At 63.6% G+C, this 25502-nt stretch carries 21 protein-coding genes, 1 tRNA gene, 2 pseudogenes and 1 riboswitch; of the genes and pseudogenes, 4 read left to right on the top strand and 20 right to left on the bottom strand.

Annotation, left to right across the window (positions count from 1 at the left end; all coding sequences use genetic code 11):
- Positions 1–51: 51 nt before the first annotated feature.
- A complete protein-coding gene (locus AC1A0G_RS10655; protein WP_476529649.1) occupies positions 52–1431 on the top strand; it encodes an IS256 family transposase in 1380 nt (459 codons plus the stop codon).
- 46 nt (positions 1432–1477) lie between these two features.
- Here AC1A0G_RS10655 and AC1A0G_RS10660 read toward each other — a convergent pair.
- From AC1A0G_RS10660 to lacZ, 3 genes and pseudogenes are all read right to left on the bottom strand, one after another.
- Positions 1478–1606, bottom strand: a pseudogene (locus AC1A0G_RS10660) (N-acetylglucosamine-6-phosphate deacetylase); the annotation flags it as partial.
- A 74-nt stretch (positions 1607–1680) separates the two neighbouring features.
- Complete coding sequence (gene nagB, locus AC1A0G_RS10665; RefSeq protein WP_033495379.1) at positions 1681–2493, bottom strand: glucosamine-6-phosphate deaminase; 813 nt, start codon at positions 2491–2493, stop codon at positions 1681–1683.
- Between the two features lie 96 nt (positions 2494–2589).
- A complete protein-coding gene (gene lacZ, locus AC1A0G_RS10670) occupies positions 2590–5751 on the bottom strand; it encodes a beta-galactosidase, LacZ type (RefSeq protein ID WP_033495377.1) in 3162 nt (1053 codons plus the stop codon).
- 362 nt (positions 5752–6113) lie between these two features.
- Between lacZ and AC1A0G_RS10675 the strand changes: the two genes are divergently transcribed.
- Positions 6114–7595 (top strand): glycoside-pentoside-hexuronide (GPH):cation symporter, encoded by a 1482-nt coding sequence (locus tag AC1A0G_RS10675; protein WP_033495375.1) that lies wholly within the window; start codon positions 6114–6116, stop codon positions 7593–7595.
- Positions 7596–7767: 172 nt separating this feature from the next.
- On the opposite strand, the gene AC1A0G_RS10680 is transcribed toward AC1A0G_RS10675, so the two are convergent.
- The 10 genes from AC1A0G_RS10680 to AC1A0G_RS10725 all read right to left on the bottom strand — a co-directional run bounded on the left by AC1A0G_RS10680 (position 7768) and on the right by AC1A0G_RS10725 (position 17611).
- Positions 7768–12063, bottom strand: a complete 4296-nt coding sequence (locus AC1A0G_RS10680; RefSeq protein WP_033495373.1) for an LPXTG cell wall anchor domain-containing protein — start codon at positions 12061–12063, stop codon at positions 7768–7770.
- Positions 12064–12336: 273 nt separating this feature from the next.
- Entirely contained in the window at positions 12337–13449 is a 1113-nt protein-coding gene (locus AC1A0G_RS10685; protein WP_476529608.1) for an Abi family protein, read from the bottom strand.
- Positions 13450–13684: 235 nt separating this feature from the next.
- The gene (locus tag AC1A0G_RS10690; protein WP_476529610.1) at positions 13685–14032 is read right to left on the bottom strand and encodes a hypothetical protein; all 348 of its coding nucleotides are present in this window, start codon (positions 14030–14032) and stop codon (positions 13685–13687) included.
- A gap of 69 nt (positions 14033–14101) precedes the next feature.
- Positions 14102–14509, bottom strand: a complete 408-nt coding sequence (locus tag AC1A0G_RS10695) for a transcriptional regulator (RefSeq protein WP_476529613.1) — start codon at positions 14507–14509, stop codon at positions 14102–14104.
- Between the two features lie 130 nt (positions 14510–14639).
- Positions 14640–14879, bottom strand: a complete 240-nt coding sequence (locus AC1A0G_RS10700; RefSeq protein WP_033495367.1) for a hypothetical protein — start codon at positions 14877–14879, stop codon at positions 14640–14642.
- 4 nt (positions 14880–14883) lie between these two features.
- The gene (locus tag AC1A0G_RS10705; protein ID WP_033495365.1) at positions 14884–15480 is read right to left on the bottom strand and encodes a ParA family protein; all 597 of its coding nucleotides are present in this window, start codon (positions 15478–15480) and stop codon (positions 14884–14886) included.
- A gap of 43 nt (positions 15481–15523) precedes the next feature.
- Positions 15524–16051, bottom strand: coding sequence for a WhiB family transcriptional regulator (locus AC1A0G_RS10710; RefSeq protein WP_476529615.1), 528 nt, complete (start codon positions 16049–16051; stop codon positions 15524–15526).
- Positions 16048–17244: a helix-turn-helix domain-containing protein gene (locus tag AC1A0G_RS10715; RefSeq protein ID WP_476529617.1), complete on the bottom strand. Its 1197-nt coding sequence runs from the start codon at positions 17242–17244 to the stop codon at positions 16048–16050. Before AC1A0G_RS10715 ends, AC1A0G_RS10710 begins: the two co-directional genes overlap by 4 nt.
- The gene (locus AC1A0G_RS10720; RefSeq protein ID WP_162835005.1) at positions 17241–17396 is read right to left on the bottom strand and encodes a hypothetical protein; all 156 of its coding nucleotides are present in this window, start codon (positions 17394–17396) and stop codon (positions 17241–17243) included. The genes AC1A0G_RS10715 and AC1A0G_RS10720 overlap by 4 nt, the downstream gene beginning before the upstream one ends.
- Positions 17397–17437: 41 nt before the next feature.
- Complete coding sequence (locus AC1A0G_RS10725; protein ID WP_165775776.1) at positions 17438–17611, bottom strand: hypothetical protein; 174 nt, start codon at positions 17609–17611, stop codon at positions 17438–17440.
- A 470-nt stretch (positions 17612–18081) separates the two neighbouring features.
- Between AC1A0G_RS10725 and AC1A0G_RS10730 the strand changes: the two are divergent.
- Positions 18082–18342, top strand: a pseudogene (locus AC1A0G_RS10730) (helix-turn-helix domain-containing protein); the annotation flags it as partial.
- 159 nt (positions 18343–18501) lie between these two features.
- Here the strand turns inward: AC1A0G_RS10730 and AC1A0G_RS10735 are convergent.
- The 7 genes from AC1A0G_RS10735 to AC1A0G_RS10765 form a co-directional block, all read right to left on the bottom strand.
- Positions 18502–18573, bottom strand: a tRNA-Glu gene (locus tag AC1A0G_RS10735).
- Positions 18574–18765: 192 nt separating this feature from the next.
- Complete coding sequence (trmB, locus tag AC1A0G_RS10740; protein WP_476529620.1) at positions 18766–19635, bottom strand: tRNA (guanosine(46)-N7)-methyltransferase TrmB; 870 nt, start codon at positions 19633–19635, stop codon at positions 18766–18768.
- 8 nt (positions 19636–19643) lie between these two features.
- The gene (locus AC1A0G_RS10745) at positions 19644–20654 is read right to left on the bottom strand and encodes a TatD family hydrolase (protein WP_476529622.1); all 1011 of its coding nucleotides are present in this window, start codon (positions 20652–20654) and stop codon (positions 19644–19646) included.
- A gap of 515 nt (positions 20655–21169) precedes the next feature.
- The gene (locus AC1A0G_RS10750; protein WP_476529624.1) at positions 21170–21784 is read right to left on the bottom strand and encodes an ECF transporter S component; all 615 of its coding nucleotides are present in this window, start codon (positions 21782–21784) and stop codon (positions 21170–21172) included.
- Positions 21785–21873: 89 nt separating this feature from the next.
- Positions 21874–21978, bottom strand: a riboswitch (TPP riboswitch).
- Between the two features lie 217 nt (positions 21979–22195).
- Entirely contained in the window at positions 22196–22714 is a 519-nt protein-coding gene (locus tag AC1A0G_RS10755) for a low molecular weight protein-tyrosine-phosphatase (protein WP_476529626.1), read from the bottom strand.
- Positions 22715–22916: 202 nt separating this feature from the next.
- Positions 22917–23576, bottom strand: a complete 660-nt coding sequence (locus AC1A0G_RS10760; RefSeq protein ID WP_476529628.1) for a dihydrofolate reductase — start codon at positions 23574–23576, stop codon at positions 22917–22919.
- Between the two features lie 100 nt (positions 23577–23676).
- Positions 23677–24480 (bottom strand): thymidylate synthase, encoded by an 804-nt coding sequence (locus tag AC1A0G_RS10765; protein WP_476529651.1) that lies wholly within the window; start codon positions 24478–24480, stop codon positions 23677–23679.
- A 595-nt stretch (positions 24481–25075) separates the two neighbouring features.
- On the opposite strand from AC1A0G_RS10765, the gene AC1A0G_RS10770 reads away from it, so the two are divergent.
- The gene (locus tag AC1A0G_RS10770) at positions 25076–25489 is read left to right on the top strand and encodes an OsmC family protein (RefSeq protein ID WP_476529630.1); all 414 of its coding nucleotides are present in this window, start codon (positions 25076–25078) and stop codon (positions 25487–25489) included.
- Positions 25490–25502 lie beyond the last annotated feature (13 nt).

Raw genomic sequence — 25502 nt, forward strand, 5'->3', positions numbered from 1 at the left:
GAGGGTGTCTAATTGTTTGTGTATGGGCTGCCATTCTGGAAGGATTGAATGATGGTGACCTTGAAGAACGACGATGTGGTCGAGGGGCGTGGCGATGGCGGCGCTGCCGCCGGTTCGGCGCGTGGTCTGGTCGACGGGCTGGTCTCGTCGGGCGCATTGGATTCCCTGTTCGAGCGTATCGACAGGGGCGATGTCGAACTGACCGGGGACGGGGGCCTGATCCCGGAATTGGTGCGGGCCGCCCTGGAGCGTGGTCTGGATGCGGAGATGACCTCGCATCTGGGTTATGCGTCCGGTGACCGGGAGGGGAAGACGGCGAGCGGTTCGACGAATTCGAGGAACGGCTCGTATCCCAAGACCCTGGCCACCGAGGTCGGCCCCGTCACGATCCAGGTGCCCCGGGACCGGGACGGCTCGTTCACGCCGAGGCTGGTGCCGAAGTGCTCCAGGAGGCTGGGCGGCCTGGACGACATGATCGTCAGCCTGTACGCGGGCGGCATGACGGTGCGCGACATCCAGCACCACCTCGCCAAGACGGTCGGCACCGAACTGTCGCACGAGACGGTCTCGTCGATCACCGACGCGGTGGCGGACGCGGTGCTCGAATGGCAGGAGCGGCCGTTGGACGAGTTCTATCCGGTCATGTACCTGGACGCGATACGGGTGAAGGTCAGGGACGGCGGCAGGGTCGTGTCGAAGGCCGCGCACATCGCGATCGGAGTCGACATGGAGGGCCTCAAGCACGTGCTGGGCATCTGGATGCAGGATTCGGAGGGCTCCTCGTTCTGGGCGAGCGTGTGCGCGCAGATGGCCAACAGGGGCGTCGCGGACGTGATGGTCGTGTGCTGCGACGGGCTGAAGGGCCTGCCCGAGGCCGTGGAGGCCACATGGCCTCAGGCGATGGTGCAGACCTGCGTGGTGCATCTCATCCGCGCGGCGAACCGGTTCGTGGCCGATCACGACCGCAAGAAGGTGTGCGCCGGGTTGAGGGGCGTGTACGGGGCGGTGGACGCGGACCAGGCCCGCAAACGGCTCGACGAGTTCAAGCACAGCGAGCTCGGCCGCAAATACCCGTCGGTGGCGGCCACGTGGGAGCGGGCGTGGGACCGGTTCACGCCGTTCCTGCAGTTCCCGCCCATGCTGCGGCGCGTGATCTACACGACCAACAGCATCGAATCGTTGAACTACCAGCTCAGGAAGGTCAGCCGCAACCGCAGCCAGTTCCCCAACGACCAGGCCGCCGTCAAGCTCCTGTGGCTCGCGATCTGCGACATCGAGGACAAACGCGCAAGGCAGCGGGAGAGGACCGAGAAAGGCAAACGACCGAAAAACGAATGCCGGCTCATCGAGGGCAGGATCACCACCAACTGGAAACAGGCCCTCGCCCAACTCGTCGCCGCATACCCGGAACGCATGGAACCCTACCTCTAAAAACAACAACAAAAAACACCCATACACAAACAATTTGACAAGCTCAGACCACCCAATAGCCCGATTGTTCGCCGCAGGCGTCTACCTTGCGTGCCCCGCGGATCGCGACCGGCTTGGCCTCGCCTTCCAACGCCGCCGTCACGCGGGCGACGATCTCATCTCTGTCCTGCGTCATGATTTCCTTCCTGCATATGGGTTCGGGCTCCCTCTTGGCGAAGCAAGAAGGAGCCCGAATCGTTCGTCTGCCGATCAGATGCCCTGCCAGGCGGGCTTGTGGGCGAAGGCGTAGCGGTAGTAGTCCTTGTGACGCAGACGCGACGCGGCCTCCTCGTCGATGATGATCGTGGCGTGCGGGTGCAGCTGCAGCGCGGAGGCCGGGCAGAACGCGGAGACGCCGCCTTCGACGGTCTCCTCGATGGCCTCGGCCTTGCCCGCGCCGAACGCGAGCAGCACGAGGTGACGGGCTTTCAGGACCGTGCCGATGCCCTGCGTGATGCAGTGGGTCGGCACTTGGTTGATGTCGTTGTCGAAGAAGCGCGCGTTGTCGATGCGGGTCTGCTCGGCCAGGGTCTTGACGCGCGTGCCGGACGCGAGGGAGGAGCCGGGCTCGTTGAAGCCGATGTGGCCGTCGGTGCCGATGCCGAGGATCTGCACGTCGATGCCGCCCGCGGCCTCGATGGCCGCGTCGTAGGCCGGTCCGGCGGCGGCGATCTTGTCGCCGTCCTCCAGCGGAGTGCCGTTCAGCACGTCGCCGGGCACATGGACCTTCTCCGGGTCGAGGCCGAGGGGCTCGACGACCGTGCGGTGGATGGTGGAGTGGTAGGACTCCGGATGGTCGAGCGGCAGGCCCAAGTACTCGTCCAGCGCGAAGCCACGCACCTGGGAGACGTCGATGTGCTCCTCGTGCACGATCTTGGCGAGGGCCCGGTAGGCGGCCAGCGGGCTCGAACCGGTCGCGAGTCCCAGCACCGCGTCCGGCTTGGCCTTGATGAGGTCCGCCACGCAGCGGCCGTAGATCTCGCCGGCCTCCTCCTCGTTCCTGACGATAATCACTTCAGCCATGATTGATTGCCTCTTTTCCTGTGGAGTGTGTTTGGGAAATGTATATATACGTGTACGGGCGGCGGCATGGTGGTGCATGCCGCCGCCCGTTGCCGGTCAGATGAGTTCGAGGTCCACGTCGAGGGTGAGCGGCCTGCCGGCGGACAGCTGGTAGGCCGTGTGGACGGGGGCTCCCCAGGAGTCGTCTCCGCCGACTCCCATCTGGGCTGCGAGCAGGCGCAGGTAGTTGTGGCGCGGCTCGGGCAGGTCCTCATGGCGGCGCGCGGCTTCGATCATGTAGGTACTCCAGGGCAGCAGGCTGGCCGTGAAGTGACGGTCGCCGCGTTGGGTGACGCGCAATCCGTGGCCTTGGATGTCGGTGGCTTCGAGCCAGCGGACGTCCTCGTGGCTGCCGGTTTCCTGCACCATGAGATACGGTGCCATGCTCGTCTTCGCGGTGGCGTTCCAGATGCCGAGCTTGCCGCCCTGCTTGCGGTCGCGGTAGGTCTCCTCGGGGCCGGGGCCGTAGTAGCGCAGACGCTCGTATTCGCCGGGCAGTTCCCATTCGACGCCGAACGCGGGCAGGCTGGCCGCACCGGTGGCTCCGCCGGGGTATTCGACGGTCAGTCGCATGCGCATGTCGGCGGTGATGCGGTAGGAGACCGTCACGGGCGTGTGGTCCGGGTCGGCGAGCTCGTACCGGTATTTGGCGGTGAGCCCTCCGTCGTCGGATTGCGCGATGCTCGTATCGGTCACGACGGCGTAGCGACCGGCCGCGAACCATGCGGCGCGGTCGAATCCGGAACGGTTGCCCCGGTCGTTGTCGGTCAGCGGGCGGAAGGTGACGAGTTCGGGGCGTCGGATGACCATTTCCCGGCCGTCCCGCTTCCAGGAGACGATGCCTCCCTGGGTGCGCGACAGGAGGATTTCCTCGTCGTCGCGGCGAATGCCCGCGTTCCATCGGCCGAGCGTGACCGTCGCGCGGCCGTCGTCGTCATGATCGGTCTCGGTGATGTCCCGTTCGGGGTTGAGTGTGCCGGTGAGTTGGCCGAACGCGAGCTCGTAGCCGGCCGGCGCCCATGCGGTGGCTTCCGCAGTCAGGAGATCGACCTCGTAGGTGACCTCGCGCGTATTCCCGTCCGTGTCGATGTCGGGGAAGGCGATGTCGTGGCGCTGGGTGTCTCCGGCGTCCACGTCGAACCGGTAGTCGGCGTGCCAGATCTCATGTCCGTCTTCGAGGAGCCGTGCGGCGAACACGTAGCCGTCGGTGCCGGCGAACAGGTTGCGGTTCTCGATGGTCACGCCGTGTCCGTCGGGGGTGAGCTTGACCGGTGAGTACAGCTGCTTGACCTCTTGCGCCTTGGGGCTGGGCGTGCGGTCGGCGAACACGATGCCGTTGCCCACGAATTCGTAGTCGGTCGGCCGGTCGGCCCAGTCGCCGCCGACGCTGAGGCGTTCGCGCCCGTCGGGCAGGCGCTGGACGAGTCCCTGGTCGATGTAGTCCCAGATGAACCCGCCGGAGTAGCGCTCGTACTGTTCGAGGTCGATGAACTCGCTCAGACCGCCGCACGAGTTGCCCATGGCGTGCATGTACTCGCAGCTGACGAACGGCTTGTTCGCCTCGCCCCGTTCGTCGCCGTGTTCGAGCCAGTTGCGGATTTCGTCGGGCTTGGCGTACATGCGGCTTTCGAAGTCGCTGATCCCGTCGTAGGCGTGGTTCCAGTTGACGCCTTCGTAGTGGACGGGGCGGGACGGGTCGAGCCGGTGCGCGTGCGCGCTCATGGCCTTGAGGACTTCGCCCGCGTAGGATTCGTTGCCCAGCGACCAGACGAGCACGCTGGGATGGTTGCGGTCGCGCAGGATCATGCTGTCCAGCCGGTCGATGCACGCGCCCAGCCAGGCCTCGTCGTCGCCGGGGACGGAGGTGCCCACGGGGATGTCGCCGGGGCTGTTCCAGCTGCCGTGGGTCTCCAGGTTGGTCTCGTCGATCAGGTAGATGCCGTATTCGTCGCACAGCTCGTACCAGCGGGACTGGTTCGGGTAGTGCGAGGTGCGCACCGCGTTGATGTTGTGGCGCTTCATGAAGCGGATGTCCCACAGCATGTCCTCTTCGGTGACGGCACGGCCGCGCCGGCAGTCGAACTCGTGGCGGTTGACGCCGCGGAACACGAGACGTTTGCCGTTGAGCTTGAGGATGCCGTCCTCGATGGCCACATGCCGGAAGCCGATGCGGGTGCGCGCGGTCTCCAGGACCTTGCCGTCCGCGTCGAGCAGGGTGACGGACAGCTCGTACAGGTCGGGGCGTTCGGCGCTCCAGGGGGCCGCGTCGTCGATCTCGGCCTCGGCGTGCAGCGTTCCGGCCGCTTCCGTGGCGGTGCGCCAGACGACGGCGCCGTTCTTGTCCCGCAGTGCGAGGTCGGCCGTCGCGGCGTTCGCGGCGCCGTCGATCAGTACGTCCAGCGAAAGCGATCCGATCGACGTGGCGGGCTCCCAATCGGCCCCGGCGTGGATGTCGGAGACATGGGCGGCGGGCCTCGCATTGAGCTCGACGGAGCGGAACAGGCCGTGCAGACGCCAGAAGTCCTGGTCCTCCAGCCAGCTCGCGCTCGAATACTCGTAGCAGGCGACCGCCAGCACGTTGCCGTCCTTCCTGACGACGTCCGTCACGTCGAACTCGCTGGGCGTGAAGGAGTCCTCGGCGTATCCGACGAACGCGCCGTTGAGCCACACGTAGATGGCGGTGGCAGCGCCCTGGAAGGTGAGCGTCACCGTGCGGCCCTCGCGGATGGCCTGGGCAACCGCGCCCTCCGCGGCGAACTCGCGTCGGTAGACCGCCACATGGCCATGCTCGGGGATGGCCGGGGCCTTCGGGTCCTCGTGGCCGTCCCACGGGTACTGCACGTTCACGTACTGCGGGTCGAGCAGCCCCGCGGTCTCCAGATGCGAGGGCACCTGCACCCGGGAGAACGACGAGTCGTCGAAGCCCGGTGCGGCGAACAGAGGCGACACGTCGCTGATCCAATCCGGCCCGTCGCTCGTCCCGTCGGGGAAGCTGTTCGCCGGCGCCGTCTCGACTCGGACCCGCCATTCGCCGTCGAGGCTCTGCGTGAGATTGGTGCCCTCGCCGACGGAGGGGGCGTGCGACCAGCATGCATGGTCGGAATGGGCGTCGAGCCGGTGGACCGCGTACACGCGCGGGTCGGCGAGCCATGCCGTCGTCGGCATGGACGGGGAGACGATCGGATCGCCGTTCTTCCGCTGATCGTCGGTTGTGTTCATGATGTCCTCGCTTTCGCATCGGATTGCGTCGCGTCGTTGCCGCCGCAGTTCGGGAGCCTTCGAATGTGACTCCTTGCACAACGATGATAAAGATATTTACTAATTTACGCAACTTCTTGCGCTTGTCCCGACTGCGACCGCAGGAACAGCGGAAAGCCTTTACTCATCAACGATAATCCGGTCTCCGACCATCACCAGCGCCCGCGCGGTGTGTTGGATTGGCGAACATGAATCGTTGGCATTGCTTGCGACACGCGGTAAAGTTTTTTACTTTTTCAAGAAAGTCCTATACTCGCGTCTTGCGGGATCGGAGCTGTTCCCGCGCACGGATTCTTTACAGGTCGCAAGGAGGCCACCACACCATGAGCGGATCCACCACACAGCGCACGGCGACGCCCGGACAGCCGCAGCCCATGCCCACCAGGAACATGGGGCAGAAGATCGCATACGCGTTCGGCAACCTGGGCCAGGCCGCGTTCTACAACACGATGAGCACGTTCTTCATCACGTTCGTGACCACCGCGCTGTTCATCGACGTGGACAAGACGCTGGCCGCGCGCCTCATCGCGGTGATCACCGGACTCGTGGTGGTCATCCGTATCGCGGAGATCTTCCTCGACCCGCTGCTCGGCAACCTCGTGGACAACACGAACACCCGCTGGGGCCGGTTCCGTCCCTGGCAGTTCATCGGAGGCCTCGTGCCCGGCATCCTGCTGATCATGGTGTTCACCGGCCTGTTCGGGCTCGTGGACGTGAACACCGGCGTGTTCATGGTCCTGTTCGTCATCGTGTTCATCCTGCTGGACGTGATCTACTCGCTGCGCGACATCTCCTACTGGGGCATGATCCCCGCGATCTCCTCCGACTCGCACGAGCGCAGCACGTACACCGCTCTCGGCGCGTTCACCGGATCCATCGGATACAACGGCGTCACCGTCATCGTCGTGCCCGTCGTCAGCTGGTTCACCTGGAAGTTCACCGGCCAATGGGAGCAGGGCCGCACCGGCTGGGCCGCGTTCGCCATCATCATCGCCGTGCTCGGTTTGCTCACCGCGTGGAGCGTCGCGTTCGGCACCCGCGAGAACCAGGGCGAGCTGCGCGCCAAGGCCGAGGCCAACGGCAACCCCATCGAGGCGTTCAAGGCAATCGCCCAGAACGACCAGCTCCTGTGGGTCGCCTTGAGCTACCTGCTGTACTCCGTGGCCAACGTCGCCACCACCGGCGTGCTCTTCTACCAGTTCAAATACGTGCTCGGCGCCCCGGACAGCTTCTCCATCGCCGGCGTCATCCCGGTCATCACCGGACTGGTCACCACGCCCCTCTACCCGGTGCTCAACCGGCGCATCCCGCGCCGCTGGCTGTACACCGCCGGCATGGCGTTCATGATCGCCGGCTATACGCTGTTCATCATCGCGCCCATGAACCTGCCCGTCGTCATCGTCGCGCTCGTCCTCTTCTACCTGCCCGCGCAGACCATCCAGATGACCGCCATCCTGAGCATGACCGACTCCATCGAATACGGCCAGCTCAAGACCGGCAAGCGCAACGAGGCCGTCACCCTCTCCGTGCGCCCGATGCTCGACAAGATCGCTGGTGCCCTGTCCAACGGCATCGTGGGCTTCGTGGCCGTCGCCGCCGGCATGGTCGGCAACGCCACCGCCGCCGACATGACCGCCGCGAACATCCGCACGTTCAAGACCTGCGCCTACTACCTGCCGCTCGCCGGCATCGTCGCCAGCCTCGTCGTCTTCCTCCTGACCGTCAAGATCGACGAGAACATGCACGACCACATCGTCGAACAACTCGAAGAACGACTCGCCTCCGAGAACACCGACGAACAGTAAGCAGCCAAAAGTAGCAAGGGAACGGCCCGACGCGAACGGTTTGAACCGTTGGCGTCGGGCCGTTGCCATGCCCGCCGGGGAGAGAAGAAGGAAGAGAACCGGCGGGGTTCCGGCCGGATTGCCGTCCGACCGGAAGAATCATCGCGGCGGAGAACGGTCCCCGCCGCTTCGGTCAGACCACGGATTGCCCGCCGGGAACCGAATCCACGGTTTCGACGGCATCCGCGTCGGCATCCTCGGCATCGACGGGTTGCATCGTGCCGGAGTGGCGGCCGGCGGCGTTGTTCCCGCGCCTGAACCTGCGGGCGGCGACCAGTCCCGCGCCGACGGCGAGCAGGGTGATCGCCGCCGCGATCACGCCCTGGACGGCGGCGCCGGTATGGGCGAGCCCGGTCCGGTAGCCGTTCCAGTCGTCGGTGTTGCTGACCACTTCGGTGTCGGGGCAGACGAGCCTGCCGTCGATCGTGACCGCATCATCAGGCGCGGACGTCTCGTCCTTGCCGTCGAACGGATCCGGGTCGGAGACGACGCATTCAACCAACGGCGTGCCGGTGACCGTGGCGCGGTCGGTGTGATGGCCGGTCACGCCCTTGAGGACGCCCTTGACCTCGACGCTCTCGCCGGGCTTGAGGATGCGGCTGTCCCAATCGGCGGGGTATTCGAGATCGGTCACCCGGCCGTCGCCGGCGACCAGCTGGTCCTTGAGGTTCAGGTCCTTGGTTCGGTACCATGCGCCCTGCTTGGTGTCGGGGTCGGTGGTGCTGGTGTTGGTGATGGTGAACACGATGCGCGTGTCGCCCTGCATGGCCAGCGCGTCCTTGACCTGGTCGCGGTCGCCGGCCGGCCAGCCGGAGGCCTCGTCCCATTTCTCGATCTTCAGGCTCGGGGTCATGTCGGGCGTGTGCGTCTCGACCTGGTTGGAAGGACGTTTGGTGCCGTTGATGGTTTCGTCGAACCGGTTGGCGATGTGTTCGCCGGTCTTGACGCGCTTGCACTGGATGAACGCGGTCCATGCCTGCTCGCTTTCGTCGTTGCTGCTGACGAGATCGAGCATGCGCTGGGTCGCGGTAACGGTGACCGCGCCCTTGTCGTCCTGCGCGAGGGTGAACAGTTCGTCGCCGTACACACTGGCGTCGAAGCCGCTGCCGGCGATCTTCACGCCCTTGCGGGCGATCACCTTGCCCTGCTCGGTCAGGTCGCGCATGGCGTATACGGCCCATTGGCCGGTGTACTGGTCATGCTCGGTGTCGAGCGGGTCGGTGATGCTCCAGTCGGTGACCTTCTGGTAGGCGCGGTGCGCGGGCAGCACGGAGCTGTCGAGGCGATAGAGGAACAGGCTGTTGAGGTACACGCTCCGCTTGTCGATGGATTCGCCGTCCACCTTCACGACCACGTCCTTGGAGGGGTTGACGGGTTTGAGGGGGTTGGCGACCTCGTTGGTGTCCTTGCGGGTGTCGTTGACGACCTGCGTGGCCTTGTTCTTCACGATATGTCCGTCGGTGACCTTGATGACGGTCATCGGCAGGCTCACCTCGTAGCTCGTGCCCAGCATCGACTGGTCGATGGCCGGCTCCTTCAACGGGTCGTGGTCCTTCTTTTCGGCGTATTCCCTGAGGTTCTTGGGCTGGGGGTCGCCCTTGATGGTCTCGCCGGTGGCCGGCACCTTCGTGTCCGCGGTCTTGGCGTACACGTAGGCGACGCCGTCGATCGCCGCGATGTTGAACTTCGCGGTCACGTCCTTGCCGGTCGCGGTGTCGGTGACCTCGATGCGCTTGGCGTCGAGGGAGAGGTATTCGTCGTCCCAGTCGTCGGTCATGCCGAGCCTCCAGACCTTGTAGGCCTGGTTGGTCTGCTTGGCGTCGATGGTCACGCGGTAGTAGATCCGGTCGCCCAGCAGCGCGGTCTTGCCGTCGATGCTGATGGACGGGTCGGCCTGGGTGTCCTTCTTCACCGGCGTGAAGTCGGGCGGCTCGTTCCATACCTTGTTGCTCGGGGTGATCATGTTGTTCAGCGTCAGGGCCCACTGGTTGCCGATTTTGGTGTCCGTGGGCGCGTCCTTGGCGACCGTGCCCTCGAAGCGGACGATGATGCGCGGGTTCGCGCCGTTGCGCCAGTTGGTCTTCACGTACCCGTCGGAGAACACGAGGCGCACCGCGTGCTGCGCGTCGTTCCACTGGGTCTCGTACTCGGTTTTCGGGATGAACCTGCCGGTGGACAGGTCGGTGACCTCCAGGGTCTGCTTGTCCACTTCAAGATGCTCGTCATAGGTGTCGGTGACCGCCACCTCGCTGACCGAGTACGCGAGATTGCCGGGCAGGTGGGGCTGGGTCTCCAGACGGTATTCCAAGCGTTGGCCCGGGTAGACGACCCTGCCGTCCACGGACGCCTGGTCGCCTCCCTGCGAGGATTCACCGACCACGTCCTTGACGACGGGCGGTATGTAGCCGCAGATCTTCGGCTCGTTCGTGGGGATGGTGTGCGTGTTGACGGTCTGGGAGCCCTTGTTCGTCAGCGCCTTGCCGTCCGGCGCGGTGCAGAACGACAGTTCGTCGCTCGCCTGCTTGCCGAAGTCGTCGCGCACCTGGCCCGCGCCCTTGCCGTTGGCGTAGGCCGCCTTGCCAGAAATGAGCAGCGTGACCTGCTTCGCGGTCTTCAATCCCTTCAATCCCTCGCGATAGGCCCGGCCGGCGGTGGCGGTCACCGTGGTGCCTTCCATCGTGATCGTCCACTGGTCGGTGACGTCCCTGCCGTGGTTGGCGATGTCGGTGACGCTGGACTCGCGATCGGTGCCGGCATCGGCCTCGTACACCCTGATCTTCGACTTGTCGTCGGCGTCGAACAGGTAGTCGGCGGCCGACCAGTCGTCCGTGAGCGTCAGGGTCTCCGGGGCCTGGATGAGGTTCTTGGCGATGGTGCCGTTGACCACCGAGGCGACCCGGTCCCCGTCCAGAAGCGTCATATCGTCGGCGCCGGTCCGGTTGGTCTCCTTCGGGTCGATGACCGCCTCCCACTGGCCCTTCGCGTTCAGACGGATCCAGCTCTTGTCGGGATTCGGCCGCCACGTATCGAACTGTTTCGTTCCGGCATCGGCCTCGGGCTCGTGGTTCCACTGGCCCCACGCATGGTCCTTGACCTGCTGGAAGTCGGAGGGCTTCGACACGGTCACGTCGAAGCTGAACTCGTAGACATGGTCCATGGGCATCTCACCCTTGTCCGCCGAACGCGCGGCCGACACCGTGTTCGACGCCTTGTCCCAAGTGATCTCGAACTCGCCGGAAACGTCGCGGTTGCCGTCGGTCCTGTCGATGAGCCTGTAGTTGTCCACGGAGTATTCGACGCCGTTGGGTTCGATCACGTCGCGGAAACGCATCTCGTAGCCGCCGCGGCCGGTGCCGTACGTGATGGTGGTGCGGTTCGTCATCCGGTCGGCACTCACGCCGTCCTCGATCTTCTTGACCGGGGGTTCGGGCGGCACCGAGCTCACCTTCCAGGATTCGGCCGGGTCACGGTCCGCGGTGTCCACGGCCGCCTGCATGCGGCCCTGCTTGGGCACCCGGATATCGATCCAGTACGATCCCTCGGCCCAGTGTTCCATGCCGAAATCCTTCGGCGAGGCGAGATTGTCGAGCTGGGTATCCCCATTGCTGGAGAAGCTGATCGGCTTGCTCACGCTCTTCGCGGGCAGATAGGGGCCGTTCTCGTAATGGATGATCGCGGTGCCGTTCAATGTCTCCTTGATCGCGGAACCGCCGTTGTCTGCATGGATGACGTCGCCGATCGGGTCGGTGGAGCCGACCTGCATGTCGGTCTTCTGCTTGTGGCTGGTGGCCACGTTCAGCTTGTAATCGACCGGCGGCTGGTTCTGCGCCAGCACGATCACACGGAACGAGGCGTTCGGGTTGGAGTTGATCGACTCCTGCGCCAGAGAGTCAACGCTGCGCGTGCCGAGCTTGTCCTTCCACGTGGTCGAAGTCGAGTACTTCTGGCCCTGATACGTGTAGTCGCCCTTCGCCTCGGCCTTCCACTGCGCCTCCCAACGGTTCTTCGCGTTCGAGCTCACATAGCTGCCGTTGAACGAACCATCCGCCAATCGCACGTAGCCCACCGCCACCAGACGGCAGTCCGCATTCCCGTCACCCGTATAGGAGCGTTGGCACTCATCGATCGCGTCGCTCAAAGTCTTGTTCATGTTCACGAACTGGTTCTGCCCGTTCGCCAGATCGGACGACAGACGCACCTTCGCGTCACTCAACGCCGTCTTCATGCCATCCAGAGTGGCCGGCCACGAATCCTTGTAGATCCAATGCACATCGGCCGTCTGCGTCGGACCACCGCCCGAACCGCCACCGTCCTCACCGGAACCGCCGCCACCGTTATCGGCCAACGCGACCGGAACCAAGCAGGCCAGCAACGCCGCGGCGGCGGTGATCGACGCCACCGCACCGGTGCCCTTCTTCCCGAACCTCATACGAAATCCTTTCCCACATACGACAGAAGCGCCCCTCTCCGGGAAAGGGGGAGACAGGGACTTCAGAACCCGCCTCCTCCCGGGTCCCTGGAAGAAAAGCACGCCCGCAAGCCCGACGGCCGGCCGCCGGACCCCGAACGCACCATCAGCATCACCCCGCGCTAAGTGGTCCTGCGGCGGACATTCCTATATGGGGTGATGCAAAGGTCTTAAAACGAGTGTGCCCGTCTCTTGGGGAAAGAGACGGGCACACCCTGAGGTAGTTGAGCGACATCATGTCGAAGAAGATGCATTCCGGCCGGATCGAGCTCTTCTGCTGGCACGCCTTCTTCCGTGGCGTACGGGATTTCTGTTTGGCTGTTCCAGAATGTGCTGCTGGGTAGACGTAAGTATCCCCTCATCACGTTTCTGGTTGAAATCTACAATGCTGGTGAGCAACAGCTGAATGGCGTCCATTTGCTGCACGAGATGGTCACAGCCGCTTTCCGGATTTCGATACCAGTCGGCGTGGCGCTGCATGCGCGTGAGGAAACCTTTGATCTGTTCTACAACATGGGACCGCATACCTTTGCTTTGGACAAGGTTGGCGTGGGCGAGCAAAACGCATGCGAAGTCATGGATCAGTGGATCCGTTTGTGCAAGCTGGAGAGTCGTGTTGACAAGTTCCGTTTCATCGGTCAGGAGTTGTTGTAACAGGACATTCAAATCCTCGGTTGGATTGACTTGTTCCGCGGGCGGTATGAGCAGACAATTATGATGTGACGCCGCGTTTCGCAACAGACGCACGCCGTACAACAACGAATAAGTGGTATCTTGGAATTGCCGATGCCGCAGGAATGATTGGTAGCAGTGAATGAGGCTGTTGAGGGTGCAAGTCTCCCAGAACAGCCAGATGGGTTTGCTGCCAAGATATTTGTTAATCATTCCCGCGGTATATATGGACTTTTGGTAGTCCCCGTCGGGGTCATATGTCTTCCCATTGCGCGTATAAAAAGCCTGTTGATCTTGCTCGTAATCGCGTATCACCTGATAGCCGTCTTCGTTGACGCGAGAGATGAGATTGTTGAAACGTACCCGGAGCGCGTGTTCAATGTCTCCGGTCATGCGCAGGATCAGAACCCTCAGCTCGAAGTCGATGGTGGACAGATCTTGCAGATAGGCGAAATCCAGATTCCGATACATGCCGTTGACGTCACGTTGAAAATTGTTGTCGAACGCCTTGAGCTTGAAGAAGTAGGTATTGTCTTGGAGGAAACGCTTGGCGTCCTCCCTGCTGCACTTCTGGAAGGTAACGCCATGCTGAGCCATGACATCGCACTGCTCTTCCGCGGTCATTGCGCGACGCCGACGTTCCGGCGTTGGGATGTCAGCCTGTGCGTCTGTCATCACCTCTCCTTTTCAGAAAAAGGAAAGCGGACGAACCCGAGAGGATTCGTCCGCTTTCTGGGAGACCGCTTCACGCTACGAAGAGCCGGTCGAGTCATCCCTCGTTCATGTAATGAGATACAATAGCATTTCTTGACCTTTTATTCCATCTCTCGGCGTTTCTACTATATGTAGTTACTATTATAGTCTCTTTACACTATATATGGCATTTTGCGTATGGTGGACGTATCGTGGATCATGATATTTGATTTGAGCGCCGATGTTTGCATGAGATGCGCGTGATGACGTAAGCGGTAACGACACCGATGATGGCGATGGCGGCGAGGATGGCAAGTCTGGTTTCGCGGCGTTCCTTGGCCGCCATGTCGGCCTGTCGGTTGGCCAGGGCCTCGGCTTCGGCGGCGACGCCGCTGGCGGCGATGGCCGCGATGTGCGCGCTCGTCTGGTCTTCGAGTGTGGAATCCTCGCTCGTGCCGTCGAAGGGCTCCTCGTCTTCGTTATGGTTGTCGTTCATGGTTCTGCTCCGTTCCTGATTGTTTGCTTGTTTGCTTTCCTGATTGTTGGCTTGCTTGATTGCTTGCATATCCGCTTGCCTGCATGCAATCAAGTTTGATTGTTTGCTTGATTGCCTGCATGCGGGCTTGTTTGCTTGTCAGCTTTCGTTTTGCCCGGCGAGGATGGACATGCGGGCGGCGATGAGCGCGTGGCGCGCGATCTCCAGGTAGAGCTGGTGGCCCTCGCCGTCTCCCCAGAACCGGTCGAACTGTTCGATCGGCATCATGCTGGCGGGATCGAACCCGTTCCACACGCCGCCGCAAAACACCTTCGCCGCCGCGTTCACCTCCTCGTCGGACGGCATGCCCGGATGCCCCTCCGCGGCGTCCGCGGCCGCACGCATCTGCGCGCCGAACACGCGGGCCTGCAATGGCGAGAGCGTGTACGCCAGTCCCGCCGTGGAGCCCGCGGGGAATCCCGTGTTCACGCCGAGGGTGATGACGTGCGCCTCCTCGCCGATGCTGATCCGGTCGCCGAGTACGGAGACCTCCATCGAATAGTCCATAGTGTCTCCTTTCCGCAGACGCGCCGGCTTGCCGGATCGCGTCTGCATGTTTGACTGCCTGAATGTTTGGTTGTTGGCTTGTTTGCTTGCTGGATTGTCAGATTGCCTGATTGTTTGATTGTCTGACGGGTCATGGCTCGTCGTCGCCGTCGAGCCGGTCGAGCTCGCGTTCGATGGCGTCGCGTAGGAGCTGCTGCATGGGCAGGTCGTGCGCGGCGGCCGTGGTCTTGAGCCGGGTCTTGAGCGACACGGGTATGCGCAATGAGAGCATGACCAACGGTTCGCCCGTGGCCTTGGAGGTCTTGTTCTGTTGGCGCAGCACGTCGTCGAACGGCACCGGTCGTGCCAGTGGCTGGTAGTTGCCCTGCATGGTCTCACTCCTGCTTTCCGGCGATTTGCTGGAGTTCGGTGACGAGGTCGCGGTATTCGCCCAGCTGGTGCGGGTTGGTGCCGAGCGAACGCTTGTAGGACTGGGCCTTCGGCACGATCGTGTCGAACCGGGGAGTGTCCATGGCGTTGAGGGCGTCCATGGTGTCGCGGAATGCCTTCGTGTTGCGTTCGGCCTTGACCAGCAGCAGCGCGGCGGGCGTGCTCATCCTGGCCATGTCGAGGGTGCTCCATGCCTGCTGGAGGTCCATGGGCGAGTCCGATGCCGGCACGATCACGAAGTCGGCCGCCTTGATGGCCATGTCCAGGGTCGGCCCCTGCGGCGGCGCGTCGATGATCGCCCATTCATCCGGGTCGGCGCCCGCGGCGAGCTGGCGGAGCGTGGCCTGGTTGGCGGGCAGCACGTCGAACGTCAGCGGGTCCGCGGTCTGTTCCGCGGCAGCGGCCCACAGGCTCGCGCTGGACTGTGGATCGGCGTCGTACACGACGGCCCTGCCGCCTCTGGAAACGATGACCGAGGCGATGTAGATGCTGGACGTGGTCTTCGCGACCCCGCCCTTGGCGTTGGCTATGGCGATGCGCATTCGTTCTTCTCCTTTGCGACTGCCGGCGATCATGCGAACCCGGTCAGTCGATCGCTTGATTGTTTGCTTGCTGGATTGCTTGGATTCCTGCTTGCTTGATTGTTTGATTGTCTGACGGCTCATGCGGGGCGGGGCGATCGGCTGTCCTGACCCGTGCGCGCAGGCGTCGTTGCTGGCGTTCGGCGCTGGCCTCGCCGGTGGCTTCGTTGAACACGTTCCGGTGGGCGCGTATCCAGTCCGTGAGCAGCCGCCAGCGTTGCGGCCACGGCAGGCCGCGGTCCCGGCAGGGGACGCCGTCGGCTTCGGCCATGCGCGCGATCCTGCGCCGGTCGGTGCACACCTTGCCGCCGTACACGCCCCATTCGAGTCCTCCGCTGGCCGCGTAGGCCAGGCATTCGGCGCGTACCGGGCATCGTTCGCACACGGCCTTGGCGACCGAGTGGAACGCCTTCGCGTCGCCGGGACGGTGCTCGAACTCCAGCGACCACAGGTAGTCGGACCATGGTTGCGGGAAGTCGCGGCATTCGCCGGCCTTCTTCCACGCCTCAAGACGCTGCCCATCCCCGCTCATGGCCGCACCACCGCCTCCGCCGACGCGCCGGTCTTCGCCTTGCGCCGTCCGGCGACGTCGTGGGTGGCGTGGTTGCGTTTGTCGTACGCGCACACTGGGCACGCCTCCTGAGAGATGACGCCTTCGATGTGTTCCTGGCACAGCGAGGTGCGCAGCAGCGCCGCCCCGTAGATCGGCACACGGCTCGCGGACGACGAGCTGACCGGTATCGCCCGGTTGGGATCCTTGACGACCGGCAGCGGAGCGTCCGGCGCCCGCTTGCCCGTCGGATCGGGATGGGTGAGCATTTCCAGTCGCAGCTGCACGTAGTTCGCGGCGAACCTGGCGCCGCTGGTGAGCCGGGGAAGCCAGTAGCGGTTGCGGTACGCCCAGTCCATCGTCGCGACGATCTCGCCGTACGGGCGATCGATCAGCAACGAGTGGACGGCCTTGCGGTCGGCCATGGTCGCCGGAACATCGAACCTCTGGTCCACGGCGAGCATGCGCCGGCGGATGCCGTCGAGCACGCGCACCTCCTGGCCTGCGCGTTCCGTGACCGGCTCGGGCAGCTTGCCGGGTTCGGGCACCCATAGCGGGTTCCTGCAGCCCCTGGGAGGCAGGGCCTTGCCCCAATCGGTCGCCGGAACGGGTTCGGTCTTCGTGGAGGCTTGTTCAGCGTTGAGGGGAGCATCCCCGAAGGGGATGAGGGGAGAATTGTTTATCACTTGTCTATTGGGTGACTTTCTGTCCAAGATTCCGGGACAATTTGTCCTCGGCTCCACGACCTTCGGTTCGGGTGACAATCCGTCGGGTGACAAATTGTCCTTGTCTGGATTCGATTTGCCGTCGCCTTCCGCCAGTGCGTCCAGATTCCTGGGCTTCTCCTCGATGTTCTCGGCGGCGTGGTCGCCGTCCATGACGACGTCCCACACGCGCGAGCGGTGTCCCTTGGCGATCGGCTTGCGCGTGCGCGGGTTGCGCGCCGACATCTCCTGGTCGCCGGGCCTGATGTAGCCCTTACGCTCCAATTCCTGCAACGAACGGATCACGGTGCGCTCACAGCACCCGCAGTTGAACGCGATGGTCTCCACGCTCGGCCACGCGGCGGCGCCATCGTCGTAGTAGGCGCGGCGGGCCAGGTACACCAGCACGAACTTGGTGATGCCCTTGACGTCGTCGCGCTCCCATGCCCAGTTCTCGGCTCTGCTGCTCATCGTTCGACCTTCCCGCCGTCATGCTCCGGGGCCGCTTCGCGGCGTTCGCGCAGCCTCGCGCCGATGTCGTCGCCCAGACGGGCGGCGCGGCACAACGCATACGAGAGAACGCCGCCGGACACGCACACGGCGGCAACGACCAGCCACCACATGGTTCGGCCGGTATCGGGGAAACGGTCCGCGGACGCGCGCCTCAGCGGCGCGAGCCCCGGGACGGGTGGGCGAGCATGGACAGCACATGCGCCTTCGCGATGCGCAGATCGACTTTGCCGCCGGCCCGCGTCGTCCGCCGCGCGGCGTCGCGCTGGCGATTAGGCTCGAAGACGGATGCCGGGCGAATGCCGGCGGTATTGGTAGAATCGGTCATGGCGATGACCCTCCTTCGGGGAATCGGAACGACGGGCGTCTGATCTTGGCGGATATGCGCGCCCGCGGCTCCATGGTTGTTGCCGTTCAATCCCCGCGCCGGGTTCCAGCCGGTCCGGGGATTCTCGTTTCGGGTTTCCACCCGCCATCCGTAAGATAGGCGTCGATGCCGAGCACATACCCAGGGGACAGGTTTCGGTGAATGGCCAGCCAGATCAGGTCGGACTGCTGCCACGGTATCGAGCCGTTGACCTTTCCCGCGACCGAGGATTTGGACGTACCCATCTCCCTCGCGAGGTCTCGGCAGCTCAGACCCGCCGCCGTCATATAGCGACGCATCGGAGAATCCATTATTTTTGCCGTCAGTCCATTCACAATAGACAATATAGCAAGAAACTTGCACAGCGGCAAATCATTGTTGTAGGATTATGTCCATCGATATTGGACAACTCCAATCTGAAAGGACTTGATATGGCAAAAATCGAACCGTCGACCGAATCCAATGGACTCGGCGACTACCTGCAGAGGGTATTCATCTGGAACGTCAACATGCAGCTGACCGGCCGCGGGATGACCCAGCAGTCACTTTGCGCGGCACTGGGGCTGAAGAGGGGCGCCGTGTCCGCGAAGATGACCGGCAAGACTTCCTGGACCATCCAGGACATCGCCGCAGTGGCGGAATTCTTCAACGTCCCCCCGCTCTCCCTGCTGGATGCGTCGATGTACGAGCAGATGATGCGCGGAATGAACAGTGACGGAGGTGCATCTTTGGTGGCAGTGGCCACCGCCGGGTTTCCTGTGCGAGCAGCTGAAGGCCAGGCTGGCGGCCTGAAACCGTTGGAAACAAAAGGCTCCGGGCCACGATACCTCGTGGAACCCGGAGCCGGTGAGTACCCCCAGAGAGAGTCGAACTCTCGTTGTCAGATTGAAAGTCTGGTGTCCTAACCGTTAGACGATGGGGGCGAACAACTCGATTGATAATACGCGAGACTATGGAGTTGCGCAAATCGGCGTGTCGCACTTGACGGCACGACGCTATCAAGCGCGTAAAACGGCGAAATACCGGGGGCCAACGCGTGCCACCGGCGGATCGGGCCTATATGCATGATCCGCCGGCAACCCGGGTTCCGATCCGCGCGCCCCGCTTCCACCGACTCACACGGCCCGGTACGTGAAATCGTGAATCACACGGCCCGCGGCTAGCCCCTTCTTCTCGAAGTTGGTGAGTACACGGCCGTCGAACCGCTCGGATTCGCGGAAATCGGCGTGCGGCAGATCGGCCGCCGTGTCGGCGTTGCCCTTGCCCACATGTTCGGTCGGCAGGCTGACGGTCAGCGAGCCAACGTTCGCAAAACCCTCCGCGACATCCATCACCTCGTGCACGTGCAGCGCGTAGTCCTCGATGTCGGTGGCGATGCGCCACACTCCCCCGTCCGCCAACGCGCGCCGCACGTCGCCGGCCAGTTCCGGCTGCACGATGCGCCGCTTGTGATGCTTCATCTTCGGCCACGGATCGGGGAAGAACGTCCACACCTCGGCCAGCACGCCCGGCTCGCACGCCTTGAACAGCTCAGGCGCGTTCACCTGCGCGATGCGAAGGTTCGCTAGATGCTGCTTGCCGGCCAGCAGCAACGTGTGCGCCACGCCGGGATCGTACACCTCCAGCGCCAGAAAGTTCATGTCCGGCCGCGCGGCCGCAGCGGCGACCACGTTCTCGCCCTGACCGCTGCCGATCTCCACGATCAGCGGATGATCGTTGCCCCACGTCTCGCGCACGAAATCAGCGTCGACCCGCAGCCCGTCGCGCACATCCAGCGATCCTTCGCGCGCGTTGACGTCAAGCAGGTACGTGTCCGCAAACGTATCCCATGCGCGCTGCAGACGGTCATCCAGCCGCGCGGAACGACGCACGAACGAGAGCACCTTGCGACCGTACAACGGGGAACGTTCCTGTGCATCGGACGCATCCGCGGTCGAGACGGAGTCGGACGGCGTCTGATCGGCGGTTGATTCTTCGATAGTCATGGGATTATTTATAGCGGCCGGCTTGGAATAGGGGCACAGAACGACTCCAGATTGCGCCGGGTCAGCGCCGCGAGATCGATCATCGCCCTCGCAAGCCGATCATCCACAGACCAGTCGCATGCAGACCAGTCACCCGCCAACCGATTCCGCGCGAACCGATCGTCGGGCAACGGATCATCGTCAGTCAGTCCGTCATCGGCCCGGCCATCACGGATCGACCCGTCATCGCGATAGCCGACGAACCGCTCACCGTCACCAAGTCGAATCCCCGCCAACGTTCGCAGCAAGTCAACCAGTGCGCCAACGTAATCATCGACGCCATACTCGCGCCCCAGCGCCCACGTCAGCGATTCGAGTCCGTCGCTTTCCATGAGCAGCCGATCGTCGGGAATCCGCCGCGCCAGCGAGCGCACCGACTCGTCGGTCGTCACGTCCGGTCCGATCGACATGTAGCAGCCCAGGTCGAGATAGTCGTCCTGCCAACGATCGCACGCATACCAGTGGACCATGTACCGGTTCGGATACCGCCGGATCAGATTGAGCACCTCGCGTTCGTGCGACTTGGTGTGCAGCACGACCGGCTTGCGATGGCGGCTCGCGTAGTCGAGCTGTGTTTCGAACACGGACAGCTGATCGGTCAACGGCACGTCGGTCCACTCGCCGTCGAGTCCGATCTCACCGATGATCGCGGTCTGTTCGAGATACGGCAGCGCGTCCGCGATGCGATACCGGTCCGCATCCCACGGATGGATGCCGAAACTGGCACGGACGGACGGTGCATCGCCGTCACGCGGACCGACTGTCGATCCCACCCGCGTGCCGTCAGCCGTTTCGTTGCCGGCCAACCCATCACCGATCCACGCCAACGTATGCCGCCACTGGTCACCGTTCGCGCAGCTGATCACCGAACTCACGCCGTACCTGCGCTGCACGGCGACGAACCGTTCATCATCCGCATGGCAGTGCGCATCGGACAACAGCGACGCAAACGCGCCTATCGATACAGCAGCATGACGCATGGCATCCTCCATCCGTTTCCGGTCGTCGACAACATTCCACATCAATCCGCAGAACTCAGCATCAACCCTACCGAATCACGGCTGACCGCAGCGCATAACGCCTCAGGCATCCCACCAGATAGCCTTCTTGCGTGATATTTCTGCTATTACCTCCCAACTACTAGCAAAAACATCACGCCAGATGATCTATACGCGTGATATTCCCGCTACCACCCCACCGTTACTATCCCAAACATCACGCCAGATGATCCATTCGCGTGATATTTCAGCTAGCATCCGGCCTCTGCTATCAAAAACATCACGCGAATATTCGGCGCCTCTTGATCGGCAAACGCCCGACAATCCCGATCCGGATTACGCCCGCATCCCGTCCCGGATTACGCCCCGCATCCCGTCCGACCAGCATGCGTCAATCAGGCAGTAAAAAACGGTGACCCGCGATATCGATCACAGGTCACCGTTCGATGTATCGGTCGATCAGCCAGCCGCACAGCAGTCGCAGCCGGCCAGCCAGCTCACACGAGCGCGGCGGCGTCGCGGCCACCGGCCACGCGGTCGAGCGCACCGGTCTTGGCGAGCGCCTGATACAGGAACCAGGCGATCACGCCGGCGAAGATCACGCCGGAGATCGTGCTGCACACGAACGCGGTGACGATGAAGAACGCGTCGTAGCCCAGGTAGTACATGACCCACGAAACGGCCATGCCGGCGAAACCGGCGGCAGCGCCCGCGAGCACGGTGACGGCGAGGTTCCACGCCTTGTACGCGAAGATCATGAAGATGAGCTCGGCGGCCAGGCCCTGCACAAGGCCCGGGATGAGGGTGCCGAGACCACCCCAGTGGCTGCCGAGCAGCGCTTCGACGAGCGCGGCGATCACTTCGGCGAACAGCGCGGCGCCCGGCTTACGCACGATGATGGCGGCCAGCGGGCCGGCGAAGTAGTACAGGCCCCACAGCAGCGCGTCGGAGCCGGGCAGGAACGTGAACACGGCCTCGAGCGGCTGCGTGACGATGCCCGCGCCCCAGAAGATCACGCCGGATGCGACGGCGATGACGGCGGCGACGGTGATGTCGGCGACGCTCCAGCGCAGCGACGGACGCGCGGCCGGGGTCTTGGAATCGGTAGACATAATCTCTCTCGCTTTCTTGTCGTTGTCTTCAAGCGAGGAACTCGGCGGAGCGAACGCGGCAGTCGGTCGGCGGACCGGCGCGCGCAGTCCAGATACGATCAAGGACTTCGTTCGCCGGTATTGCCCGGATCACGTTCGACGGTCGGGGCCAGTGCGCCCCTCTCAGCTCGCCACGCGAGCCCCCGTGCTTGACACGTTCACACGATACGGGGATGCGGCTACAAATGTCAAGACTTTGCTGCGGGCGATGTTGCGAGATCGGTGTCGCGAATATCACAAAGCGAGCGGGAATCCGTTGGATGGGATTGCTCCGCTCGCTTCGTTCGGTCGAAATGACAGGTAGCCGGTCGCACTCGGTCGAATGACAGGCGACAAGTTGCGTTCGACTGCAATGACCGGTGATGGCCCGCGCTACGCCTCCAGTCGCGCCTCGACCCAGTCGACGATGTACGGCGCGACTTCCTTGATCTGGTCGATCGCGACCTGGAACTCGTGCGGGCCGCCGTACCACGGGTCGACCAAATCGATCTCGTCCTCGCGTCCGGTCGCCAGCTTGGGCAGGTTCGGGTCGAAGCTGCGGTACATGTGCACTTCCGGGCGCTTTTCGGCCGGCAGCTGGCGCAGCAGCGCGCGCATGTGCGACGCGGTCATCGGCAGGAACAGGTCGCTTTCGTTGATCTCCTCGCGCGTGATACGGTGCGCGAAGTGGTGCGCGGGGATCTCGTATCCGTCGGCGCGCAGCACACGCACGGCGCGGCGGTCGATCGGGTTGCCGTATTCCTCGTCGGACACGCCGCTGGACATGACGCGCACGCGGTCGGCGAGTCCGCGCGACTCGAATTCGGCGCGCAGGATGATCTCGGCCATCGGCGACCGGCAGATGTTGCCGGTGCAGACGGTCATCACGGTGTACGGGTGGTTGGTGGTCATCGATACTGCTTTCGGTCGGCGCGGTGCGCGCAATTTCGGTCTGGAATAAGTAAGACCGCGATCGGATACGGTCACGAACCGTCGGTCACGGTCGGTATCGGTCGGTACATGATCGACGATGATCGATGACGATCAGCGGCGAACGGTACCGACCGACTACGGTCAGATACAGCCGATTACAACCAGGTGTGGTCGGCGATAATCAGCGCGTCTTCTCGTACGTGACGAAACGATACGCCTCGATGCCGTCCTCGCACTTGGCCGGCTTCATCCAATGGCTTTCGTCGGCGACGCGCCACAGGCCCAGATCGACCAGATCGCGCACGTCCGGCGCGTAGGTATCCGCGTCGACCTTGGCCTTGAGCAGCGTCACGTACGCCTTCGAAGCCAAAGGCAGCGCCTCGCGGAACAGCTGCGCCCCGCCGATCACCCAGATCTCGCTGCGGTCCATGCCGTCGTCGGGAATCGCCTCCTGACGCGCAAAGTCCATCGCGTCGTCCAGGCTTTCGGCCACGGTCGCGCCGAGCGCACGGTACTGCGGGTCGTGCGAGACGACGATATTGTCGCGGTTCGGCAGCGGACGGTACTTCGGGTCCAGCGACTCCCAGGTCTTGCGGCCCATGATCACCGGATGCGAGACGGTCAGCTCCTTGAAATGCTTCATATCCTCGGCCAAATGCCACGGCATGCCGCCTTGGAAACCGATGGCGCCGTCATGACCTTCCTTGTCGTGCGCCTCGGCCCAGATCAGGTTCACCGAGAAGGTCTTGGGGAAATCGTCACCCCAATCCTCCCCGCTCTCAAGCCCGGCGATTCCGGGCTCGGGTTCGTGATAGCCACTGCGGCTACTGTCATGCTCCATTTCACTCACTCCTTGGGTTAGGACTGGGGACAAGTGTACGGTCACACCGCGACGCGGCGGCGACGCGACCGTACGATATCGGTCAGCCCAGCCGCCGTGGTCACACCGCCACCGGCGCCTTGATCGTCGGATGATGCTGGTATCCGACGATCTCGAAGTCGCCGTAATCGTAGTCGAACAGCGAATCTGCCTTGCGAATCTTGATCTGCGGGTACGGATACGGCTCGCGCGACAGCTGTTCGAGGACCTGATCGATGTGGTTGTCGTAGACGTGGCAGTCGCCGCCGGTCCACACGAATTCGCCCGGCTCGAGTCCGGCCTGCTGCGCCATCATCAACGTGAGCAGCGAGTACGAGGCGATGTTGAACGGCACGCCGAGGAACATGTCGCACGACCGCTGGTACAGCTGGCAGCTCAGGCGACCGTCGGCCACGTAGAACTGGAACAGCGCGTGGCACGGCGGCAGGGCCATCTGGTCGACTTCGGCAGGGTTCCATGCGGTGACGATCATGCGGCGCGAGTCGGGATGGTGCTTGATCAAGTCGAGCACGTTCGAGATCTGATCAATGGTGCGATTCGGGTCCTCGGGCGTGGGCGCGGGCCAGCTGCGCCACTGCACGCCGTAGACCGGGCCGAGATCGCCGTTCTCGTCGGCCCACTCGTCCCAGATGTGCACGTTGTGTTCCTGCAGCCAGCGCACGTTGCTTGAGCCTTTGAGGAACCACAGCAGTTCGTAGGCGAGTCCCTTGAAGAACACGGTTTTGGTGGTCAGCAGCGGGAAGTCGCCGCCGGACAGGTCGAAGCGGATCTGCTGGCCGAACAGGGAGATCGTGCCGGTGCCGGTGCGGTCCGACTTGAGCGTGCCTTCGGTCAGGATCTTACGCACCAGATCCTCGTACGGCATGGGGATGTCAGTGGCCGGTCGGGCCGGGATGCGGGTGCGGATGTCAGCAAGCTGTTCAGGTGTCAAAGCCATGCGTTCCAGCATACATGCCCGCCGGCATCGCGAGCGTACGGCCAGTGGTTTCGGCCGGCCTGTCATCGCTGCGTACTCCGTCCATCACTATCATTGCGGCGACCAACGATAGACTGCCTGTCACGGCCAGACGATGACCGCGGCCGCCCCGCTCTGCGTGATAAAACCGCCAGTACATGGCCGATACTATCCAGAACATCACGACAGAAACACCATTCGCGTGATGTTCGGGATAGGACCAACCCACAACTATCCAAAACATCACGCCAAGAACACCGCTCGCGTGACAAAATTGCTAGAACCGGGCGATACTATCCAAAACATCACGCCGGGAGTACTGTTTGCGTGATATTCGGGATAGGAAAGGATGGATGCTCGCGGTTTCGTCACGCTGAGCGGCAACCGACAGCCGCCATATTATGCGCGCGGCGGACATCCAACGGCTCGGGTGGGCTAGATTGGATGGTGACGACGCGACGCGATCGGCGCGACGCGCGGACAGATGGACTCCAAGGAGGACACTATGGGCAAGCGACTGTGGGTCGAGCGTAACAAGGACGGTTCGTGGGACGCGTTCAGCGACGACGGCGCGCATATCAAGTTCGGCAAGGGCAAGGGCGTGTTCACGCCGGGCGACCTGATGAAGATCGCGCTGGCCGGCTGCGCCGCGCTGTCGAGCCAGTTCGCGGTCGAGCATACGCTCGGCGAGGGCAAGGGCGCCAGGATCGTGGTCGACGGCCAGTACGATCCGGAAGGCGACGCGTACACCAGCTTCGACGAGCAGGTGGTCGTGGACGCGACCGACGCTAACCTGACCGACGAGGACGCCGAGAAGCTCAAGGAGCGCGTCACCCGCCACATCGACAAGGGCTGCACGGTCAAGCACACCTACGTGCAGGAGACCCCCGTGCGCATGAACGTGACGATTCGTCACTGATCTCGCCGATGTT

The organism is Bifidobacterium sp. LH_230 (genome assembly GCF_056357555.1).